This is a genomic window from Cohnella baijiui (assembly GCF_020731285.1).
Classification (GTDB): Bacteria; Bacillota; Bacilli; order Paenibacillales; family Paenibacillaceae; genus Cohnella.
This window is the reverse complement of sequence record NZ_JAJFOW010000058.1, coordinates 20,672-29,838: the sequence shown is the minus strand read 5'-3', so window position 1 is coordinate 29,838 and position 9,167 is coordinate 20,672. Positions and strand designations below refer to the sequence as shown.

Genomic DNA, 9,167 nt, shown 5'->3' with positions numbered 1-9,167 from the left:
TTCGCCGAACGAACGCCCTAACCGCCAAAGTAGGTAGTCTACATACGCACATTCGCCGAACGAACGCCGCAACCGCCAAAGTAGGTAGTCTACATACGCATATTCGTCGAATGAACGTCTCAATCAACAACGTAGGTAGTCTGCATACGCACTTTCGCTGGATGAACGCCTCATCACCAACGTAGGTAGTCTGCATACGCACACTCGTCGAATGAACGCCTCAATCATCAATATTGGTAGTCTACATACGCACATTCGCCGGATGATCGCCGCAACCGCCCGTACCGTCTGCCCGTTGGGACTCTGTCAGTCTCTCGCACTCCGTATCCGCAACCCTAGGCCCATCTCAGCTTCCGCCAATTCCTTGAACCAGCTGTTTGAAGTCTCGCCTTCCGCCCGTTTCCTTGACCCCAACTGCTTGAAGTCTCAGCTTCGGTCCGCTTCCTTGACCCCAACTGCTTGAAGTCTCAGCTTCCGTCCGCTTCCTTGAACCACAGCTGCTTGAAATCGACCCAGCCGAGCGTGTTGAGCGAGATGCCCCGCACGTCGGGGTTGAACACCGTCTCCTGCGTCGCATGCAGCAGAAACAGGACGGAGCGCGCCTCCTTCAGCAGCTCCTCGAGGCCGCGGATGCGGCCGCGGCGCGTCTCGTCGCACGGCTCCGCGACGAGCGACGCGATCTCGTCGTCGAACGCGCGCCGCTGGTCGTCCGTGGCGAAGGCACGGATCGGCATGCCGTCCATCTTGTACATCTCGAGCAGGCAGCGATCCTCGTCGTCGTCGGCCACGACGCCGCCGATGTACAGATCGGCTCCGGCCATGCGCGCCGGATCCGAGGCGACGTCGTAGCCGACCGGCACGATCTCGACCCGGATGCCGATGGATTCCATTTGCCGCCGTACCCACTCGCCCGCGACCGCGTGGTATTCCAGCGCATAGAACCGCACGGGCTCGCCCGCATATCCGGACTCGTCCACGAGCCGTTTGGCGCGCGCGTATTGCCGATCGTCCGGCGGGAGCGGCGCCGCGCCGCCATCCGCGGGCGGCAAAAACCCGCGCGCCGGCATGTCTTTGCCTAGCGCGAGAGCCAGTCCGGCGCGGTCCAGCGACAGGTCGATCGCCTCCCGCAGCCGGGCGTCCTGCAGGGGACCCGGTTTACGCAGGTTGATCGCGAGCAGGCTGCAGCCGAGCGTCTGAACCTGCTTCTTTTGCCAGTGGGCCGGCACCTCGAACCGGACGTGCTGAACGTGGTGCAGCTTGCCCAAGTGGAACAGCGGGTCAGGCCGCGCCTGCAGCTCCTTCGGCACGACAAGCATCTCGATCCGGTCGAGCAGTGCCCGCTCGCGCCAATAATCGGCAAACGCCTCCAGCCCCAGGATGCCTTCTTCATGCCGCGCCACGCGGAACGGTCCGGTCCCGACCGGCAGCCGTTCGAGATTCCCTTCGCCGGCTTCCGCGGTCCGGTAGAGGTCCTCCGGGACGATCGCCGCGGGATACGAGCTGACGTAGTGAAGGAACATGCGGTTGGGGGCGGCAAGCCTCACCTCCACCGTCCTGCGCGCCGTCGCCCGGGCTTCGACGATCTGCTCGGCGAGCCAGCCGTTGGATGCCGGGGTGCGGGCGAACGATCGCAGCCGGAGCAGCGTGTAGGCGACATCCGCCGCGGTCAGCTCCCGCCCATGGTGGAATCGGACGCCCTTGCGAAGGGAGAACGTCCACACCATCGCATCCTCGTCGCACTCCCAGTTGTGAGCAAGCTGAGGCAAGATGCGGCGCTGCTCCGGATCGAAGCCGACGAGCGTATCGAACACTTGCTTGGCGAAGTGCAGATCCCGCGCGAAGAGCAGACGAGCGGGATCGAGCGAATGGATCGGCACCCGCATCGGCAGCCGCAGCGTATCTTCGCCGCGTTCCCCCGCCGCCTTGTACCCGAAGAAGCCTCCGAGCCAAGCGAGAAACCGGTCCGCGATCCAGGGGTCGATGCCTTCCATCCGAAACAGTCCCATCGCCCCGTTCAAATTTCCCTGTTCCACGTAAGCCTGCGCATCCTGCAGCAGGAGATCCTCGGCGGAAGCCTCGAAGCGGATGCGCGACCGGTTTCCGCGCCCGCGCCCCGGCAGCCACGCGATCCAGCCCGACTCCGACATCCGGTGAAGGACCAGCTTGGCGTTGCGCTCCGTGCAGCGCAGCAAGCCCGCAATCTCCTCGACCGTGACCGGCAGCGGTTCGTCGGGCCGGCGATCCCGGAGCAGCGAAGCGCTGAGCAAAGCGTATTGTTGCGATAGGTGCATTCGCTCCATCTCCCTCTCTCGGCCCCATGCGTCCGTATCCGTCGTTACGCTGACCAGTATACCGTATAAAAGGTGAAAACATCACCCGGCCGGCGACACTTTTTAAAACCGCGCGATCTGGTAGGATGAAGCATACGGAATAAGAGAGAGAGAGAGTAGGTGCGGGGGATGGGGTTTCGGTCGTTTCATCCGAATGTGAAGCTGCGGATCGTGCTGAGCTTCTTTATCAGCGTCTTGGGAAATATGGTGACGCCGTTCATGGCGGTCTACCTGGCCAAAACCGTCGGCACGACGATGGCGGGGGTGGCGGCGATGGCGAGCATCGGCATCGGGGTCGCCTGCGCCGCTTACGGCGGCCACTTGGCCGACCGCATCGGGCGCAAGCGTCTCATCGTGCTGGCCGAAGGACTGAGCGTGCTCGCTTTCGGGACGATGGCGCTGTTCAACTCGCCTTGGCTGCAATCGGCCATCGTCACGATGGTGATGACGATGCTGCTTAGCGTGTCTTGGATCGGCAAACCGGCGGTGGAGGCGATGCTGATCGACGTGTCGACGCCGGAGACGCGCCAGGCGATTTACCGGATTAATTATTGGTCCAACAACCTGGCGATTTCGATCGCGGGGGTGGTCGGCGCCTACCTGTTCAGCGCCTATCTGTTCGAGCTGCTGCTGGGCGCGGCGTTTATCTCGCTGATCGCGGCGATCCTCATCGGCGCGTTCCTGACGGAGACGATGCCGGGCCACGCGGGCGCGGGACGGTCCGCCGCCGCTTCCGCGGCGCCGGCGCCGCGCGTCTCGTTCATCCAGCGTTACCGGGAGGTGTTTCGCGACCGCCGCTTCATCCTGTTCGTCCTGTCCGGCGTCCTGATCGTCTCGGTAGAAATGAACATGAACGGCTACATCGGCGTCAGGCTGGAACAGGAAATGCACCAAGCCGCATGGCTGCCGGGGCTGCCGTGGACGATCGACGGCCTGCCGATGCTGGGACTGCTGCGGACGGAGAACACGCTCGCGATCGTCTTGTTCGCACTGTTCGCCGCCCGCTGGCTGAAGCGCCGGTCGGACTACCGGACGATGCTGGTCGCGATGGCCTTCAATATCGTCGGGTACGTCTATCTCGTCGTCAGCAACCAGCCGTCGCTGCTCGTCCTCGCCATGGTCGTCGCCACCTTGGGCGAGCTGGCGTACGTGCCGCTGCGGCAGGCGCTCATGGTCCAGCTGGTGCCGGACCACGCCCGCAGCTCCTACATGGCGGTCAACAGCATGACGAACCGCGTGTCCCAAGTGATCAGCGGCTTAAACGTCGTGATCGGCGGCTTCCTCGCCCCGGGCGGCATGGCGGTGTGGATCCTGGCAACCGGCATAGCGGGCCTGGCCTTGCTCGCGGGGATCCTACCCGGCATCCGTCGAATGGAAGCCGCGCAGGCGGCGGCAAGCGGGCAGGCGGCCTCCTGATCGCGGGGCGCGCGCACAAGCCGACCTGCCTCGATATCCGCATCGCGCCGAGAGGCTGCCTTTCGGGTCATGTCCCATGACCCGGAGGCAGCCTCTTTTCTTTTTTAGGAAGATACGGGCTCTCCCTGACGGAGAATCAGACCGTTCGCCCATTGGACGCGGATCGACTTGCCGGCGAACAGGTCATCCTTGTCCGACACCTGGAAGTGCAGATGCGGCTCGCTGGAATTGCCGGAATTGCCGCAAAGCCCGATCCAATCGCCCGCCTTGACCCGATCTCCGACCTTGACCCGGCTCGAGCCTTTCTGCAGATGCGCGAGATAGCTGAATTCCCCGTTGCCGTGATCGATGACGACGACGTTGCCGGCCGCCTGATCCGTGGTGACCGCGCCGACGGGCTCGTTGTCCGCGATGTCGTTCACCACGTGCACGACCGTGCCGTCCGCAGGCGCGAAGATCTTTTGTCCGTAGGCATAGTAGCTCTCGTTTTTCTTCGGATCGCCTTGGTAGGAATAGCCGTCCTTCACGACGATCAGATCGTTTGCGTACCGCTGGGAGACGACGGCGTAATGATAGTTGGCCAGGACGTTCTCTCCCGCCCAGAACGGATACCATTCGCCCTCGAACGGCAGCCGGTACGCCGTCTTGGTGAACGTTTGATCCGTGTCCGGATGCGCCTCTGCCGTGGACAGCTGAAGGGAGATGATCTTGCCGTCCTTGTCCGTCGCGGCGGAGATCGTCCGCGTCCCGCCGGTCTCCATCCAGCCGTAGTACTCGCCCCCGTTCAGCGAGAGATGGGCTTTGACCTCGAGCTTTCCGATCCCTTTGATGAAGTCCGGGACGATTTTGCCCAACTCCTCTCGCGTCACGGCCTTGGTCATTTCTTCTCCCATCTGGTCGTAGAGGCGATCGGTCTCGCCGTCCAGCAGCGCCTGACCGATGGCGGATGCCGCGATCGGGTCTGCGGGCAGCGGTGGCGAAGGTGCGGACGGCGACGGCTCCGGAGACGCTGTCCCGGGTGTGGGACTGCCGGATGCGGAATCGGCAGGCTTGGACTTGCCGCCGGCGCAGCCGGACAGCAGCAGAATGACGGACAACAGCAAAGCGACTCTTCTCATGCGGTACTCCACTCCCTTTTTCTATTCGGGTCTCGTTCGCCCCATGCCTCCATCTTAGCGAACTACGTTTATATCCCGTGAAACGGACCCTTATCGCCGGCTTAATTTTCGGCTGCGACGAATTAAGGTTCCGTTAAGGCGCCGTTGCCGTCCGATTCAGCAAGCCGTGTTAAGATAAGAGGAGAAGAGGGAGAGAACGGAGGAAGTCCCGAATGAACGAAGCGTCCATTCTGCTGGTCGACGACGAGCCGGCGATTTTGCAAATGATCGAGACCGTCCTGCGCAAAGAAGGCTTCGCGTCCGTCGCCCGCGCGCATACGGCAGCGGAGGCGCTATCCGCCTGCGAGAACGCGGCCTATGACCTGATCGTGCTCGACGTCATGCTGCCGGACGGGAGCGGAGTCGAGATTTGCCCCTTTTTGCGCCGGATGACGGACGCGCCCATTTTGTTCCTCAGCGCGAGGGCGAGCGATTTCGACAAGCTCACGGGCTTCGCCGTCGGCGGGGACGACTACGTGACCAAGCCGTTTAACCCGCTGGAGGTGGTCGCCCGGATTCGCGCGCTGCTCCGCCGCAGCCGGAAGACGGAGGCCGTCCGGCCGGCTGCGGGGGCGAGCGCGACGGTGCATGACTTCGGGCGGTTTCAGGTGCGCGAGGAGGCCGGGGAGCTGTGGGTGGAGGGCCGGCAGGTCGGCTGTCCGTCGCTCGTGTTTCAGCTGCTGCTCTTTTTGTGCAAGCACCCGAACCGGTTTTTCTCCAAGAGCGAGCTGTACGAACGGGTGTGGGGGGAGAGCAGCTTCGGCGACGACAATACGGTGATGGTGCACATCCACCGCATCCGGGAGCGGATCGAAGCCGATCCGAGCCAGCCGGAATACCTGGTAAACGTCCGGGGAATGGGCTACAAGCTCGTCCGCCGGGAGGACGGATATGAACGTTAAGTGGCGGCTGTCGCTGCGGCTCGTCGTCATGCTCGTCGCCGTGCTGCTCATCCTGCTCGCGCTCGCGGGGCGGACGCTCTACTGGAGCTTGAATGAGCTGACTCGCATCGAGTCCAAACGGGAGTTCGAGAGCGCGGGTCTGTACAGGCTCGTCCAGACGGTCGAAGCGAACGAGGGGGAGCTTCGCTTCGACCCGCAGCTGCTCGAGCAGATCCGCCTCGCCGGCGGGTGGCTGCAGCGGATCGACGAGCAGGGCCGGGTGACGGACGCGTACTTCACCCCGCCCGACGTGCCGAACGCATACCGTCCCGGCGAGCTCGTTTCCTACTGGCTGGGCAAGAATCCGTTTCCCTATCAGCTTTATCTCTGGACGCAGGAGAAGGACGGGGTCGCGCATACGCTCCTGTACGGCTTTCAAAACCGCGAGGATGCGCTGCTGAAGCGGGTCATGCGCGAAGGCGCGCCGAGCGGAACGGAGATCCGGCTGCCCGAAGCGCTGCAGAGGGAAATTCGGGACAGAGGCTCGTGGGTGCAGGTGCTCGATCCCGACGGGACGGAGCTGGCTTCGTTCGACAAGCCCGCGGGCGTCATCGGGCGGTATACGGTGGTGGAGCTGGCGATGCGATCGGTGTACCCGGACCGTTACGGCTGGACCGTCTCGTCCCGGTACGACGAGGCGTCCGGCCTTACCTGGGTGGCAAGCACGCCCCTGCCCGGCATGAAGCCGGGAGAAGGGCCGGCGATCATCCCGGAGCAGCGGCTGCTGATCGTCAGCATCGGCTCGCTCATCGGCGCCTCCCTGATCGTGTTCGCGGTCATCGCCTTCTGGTTCGGCCATCGCTTCGGCTCGCCGCTGATGCATCTGCTGCGGTGGCTGCGGGAGCTCGGCCAAGGCCGGTACGCGGAGCCCGTCGACCGCAAAGGGAGGCCGATCAGCCGCAACGCCCGGGGGCGCCGCAAACGCAATTACCGCGTTTATGGTGACGTCATGCAGTCGCTCGACGTCTTGTCGGCGACGCTTTCGCGCAACGACCGGATGCGCCAGGAGACGGAGCAGCTGCGCGACGAGTGGATCGCGGGCGTGTCGCACGATCTGAAGACGCCGCTCTCGTCCATCAAGGGCTACGCGCATATGCTGGAGTCGCCGTCGTACGAGTGGTCGCAGGAGGAGGTTCGCGCCTTCGCCCGGGTCGTGCTCGAGAAGTCTTCGTACATGGACAATCTCATCAACGATCTGACGCTTGCGTACCGTCTACGGGCCGGGGCGCGTCCTCCCCATCTGGAGGTAGCGGATATGAATGCCTACGTGCGGGAGGCGCTCGACGAGGCGGCGAGCCACCCGGGGTACGATTCCGGACGGGTGCGGTTTGAGCCTTCGGCACAGCCGGTCGAGGCGCCGATCTACCCGCCTTGGTTCCAGCGCATCGTGGACAATCTGGTGGCCAACGCGCTGCTTCACAATCCGGCGGATACGACGCTCACGGTGACGCTTGCGGCCGGCAAATCCGGCGGATTCACGCTGACATTCCGGGACGACGGGGTCGGCATGGACGAAGAGACGGCATCGCGCCTGTTCGACCGGTACTATCGGGGGACGAACACGGAAAGCTCGTCCGAAGGGACGGGGCTCGGGCTTGCCGTGACCCGGGCGCTGGTCGTCGCCCTCGGCGGCGAAATCGAGGTGGAGACCGCCGCCGGAGCGGGCACGAGCGTACGGCTGAAGTGGGGAGCGTAATAAAATTAGTTCTCGTTAAGCGAGATGCAGGCTTCAACCTGAATTCGGTGCTTGACCAACGGGTTAGCTTCGAACGAGTGGCTTGTTTGGAACATGGCTACGCTAACGGTTACCATAGCGCTTAATCGGCCCCAAAAACGGAGGTTTCTTTTCTAACGGTTGCATGCGCGCTTATTTGGACGAAACAGCCCCTCTGCCTACGAAAAAACGGAAAATAGACTCGATGGCAACCGTTACATTTTGAAAACCCCATTTTTGCCCCAATAGCGTCGCTCACAACCGTTAGCATTTTCGCCCGCTTTTACGCACCCCATCTATTCTTCTGGTCAAGCACCGATATCGGTTTTGAGCCGGAATTTCCGTTCATTCCCGGGTTGGGGCTTAAGTACGTTATTTCAGGATCTTCCTACTGGCATCCGCAAATGACGATTTCGCATCAAAACAAACCAGCCCCCGTCCGAATCGGACGGGGGCTCTACGTGCATCGGTTTTACGCCTCTTCGGCGAGCGTATCGTAGATGTCCCGCAGCGGGATGTCGGCCATCGCCGTCGTTTCGTCCGCCGCGCCGTAGTACATCCGGATCGTATCGCCGAGCCGGATGGCGCCGCAGGAGAAGACGACGCCTCCGAAAAAGCCGTTCCGCTCGTAGTCCGCCTCCGGCTCGAGGAAGGGGCGCGCCGATCGGGCCAGCACGCGGCCCGGCTCCTCCAGGTCGAGCAGGGCGGCGCCCATGCTGTAGCGATGGCTGGCGTCGGCGCCGTGATACAGCACGAGCCACCCGCGCTCCGTGCGAATCGGAACGGCGCCCCCGCCCATCCGGGCGGAGTCCCAGCCGTACTCGCCGAGCCCCATCAGGAAACGATGGTTGCCCCAATGGACGAGATCCGGCGATTCGGCGATCCACATCTCGGGCGCGCCGAACGACCTCGGCACCGGCCGGTGCAGCGCGCAATACTTGCCGCCGATGCGTTCGGGGAAGAGCATGACGTCCTTGTTTTCCGGCGGGAGCATGAGCCCGAGGCGGGTGAACGCGCGAAAGTCCGTCGTCTCGGCGAGACCGACCGCCACGCCCCGAGGCGAGACGGAGCTGTACGTTACGTAATAACGATCCTCGATCTGCGTCACGCGAGGGTCCTCGATCCCCCAGGCCTCCATCGACAAGCGGGGAAACAGCGCGGGCTCCGGATCGACGTCGAAGCGGACGCCGTCCCGGCTGCGGGCGACCCGCAAATGGGAAAGCGAGGTCAGCATGGCGACCCGGCCGTTCTCCGACACGACGCGGGAGTCGGAAAAGTCGTAGCGGCTGTCGGCGGACTGCAGACGGATGATCGAGACGTCGTCCCCCGATTCGGCCAACAGCGGAATGAGGACGTCGCTTTCCTGCTCGGGGATGGGGGCTTCGGCGACGCGCAGCAGCAGGATCGTCTCGTCGCCGCGGACGGCGACGCCCGCGTTAAAGGCGCCGAGGACGCGAAAGTTCGGCCGCGTGGGCGGGACGTCTTGGGGACGGACGACGGGATTGCTTTCGCAGCGGATTACGGCCATGCGGGCAGTCTCCTTTCGGGGTGACGAAGCAAAAAAGCTCTTCAGCGTAATATCTACCTTTACCCCATTGGCGAGGCGAAT

General features: G+C 63.6%; 7 protein-coding genes. 4 read left to right on the top strand and 3 right to left on the bottom strand.

The window, feature by feature from the left end; genetic code table 11:
* Positions 1-185: hypothetical protein (locus tag LKX83_RS29850; RefSeq protein ID WP_227886567.1), on the top strand; the 185-nt coding region annotated here is incomplete at its 5' end.
* A 282-nt stretch (positions 186-467) separates the two neighbouring features.
* Here the strand turns inward: LKX83_RS29850 and LKX83_RS29845 are convergent.
* Positions 468-2,291, bottom strand: coding sequence for an ABC transporter substrate-binding protein (locus LKX83_RS29845; protein WP_227886565.1), 1,824 nt, complete (start codon positions 2,289-2,291; stop codon positions 468-470).
* 168 nt (positions 2,292-2,459) lie between these two features.
* On the opposite strand from LKX83_RS29845, the gene LKX83_RS29840 reads away from it, so the two are divergent.
* On the top strand, positions 2,460-3,746 hold the full coding sequence (locus LKX83_RS29840) for an MFS transporter (protein WP_227886563.1): 1,287 nt from the start codon (positions 2,460-2,462) through the stop codon (positions 3,744-3,746).
* 104 nt (positions 3,747-3,850) lie between these two features.
* Here LKX83_RS29840 and LKX83_RS34180 read toward each other — a convergent pair whose 3' ends face one another.
* Positions 3,851-4,864, bottom strand: coding sequence for a M23 family metallopeptidase (locus LKX83_RS34180; RefSeq protein WP_304518358.1), 1,014 nt, complete (start codon positions 4,862-4,864; stop codon positions 3,851-3,853).
* A gap of 212 nt (positions 4,865-5,076) precedes the next feature.
* Between LKX83_RS34180 and LKX83_RS29830 the strand changes: the two genes are divergently transcribed.
* Together LKX83_RS29830 and LKX83_RS29825 are read left to right on the top strand one after the other, a co-directional pair.
* Positions 5,077-5,805, top strand: a complete 729-nt coding sequence (locus LKX83_RS29830; RefSeq protein WP_227886562.1) for a response regulator transcription factor — start codon at positions 5,077-5,079, stop codon at positions 5,803-5,805.
* Positions 5,795-7,540 (top strand): sensor histidine kinase, encoded by a 1,746-nt coding sequence (locus LKX83_RS29825; protein ID WP_227886556.1) that lies wholly within the window; start codon positions 5,795-5,797, stop codon positions 7,538-7,540. The genes LKX83_RS29830 and LKX83_RS29825 overlap by 11 nt, the downstream gene beginning before the upstream one ends.
* A 490-nt stretch (positions 7,541-8,030) precedes the next feature.
* Here LKX83_RS29825 and LKX83_RS29820 read toward each other — a convergent pair whose 3' ends face one another.
* On the bottom strand, positions 8,031-9,086 hold the full coding sequence (locus LKX83_RS29820) for a glycoside hydrolase family 130 protein (RefSeq protein ID WP_227886555.1): 1,056 nt from the start codon (positions 9,084-9,086) through the stop codon (positions 8,031-8,033).
* Positions 9,087-9,167 lie beyond the last annotated feature (81 nt).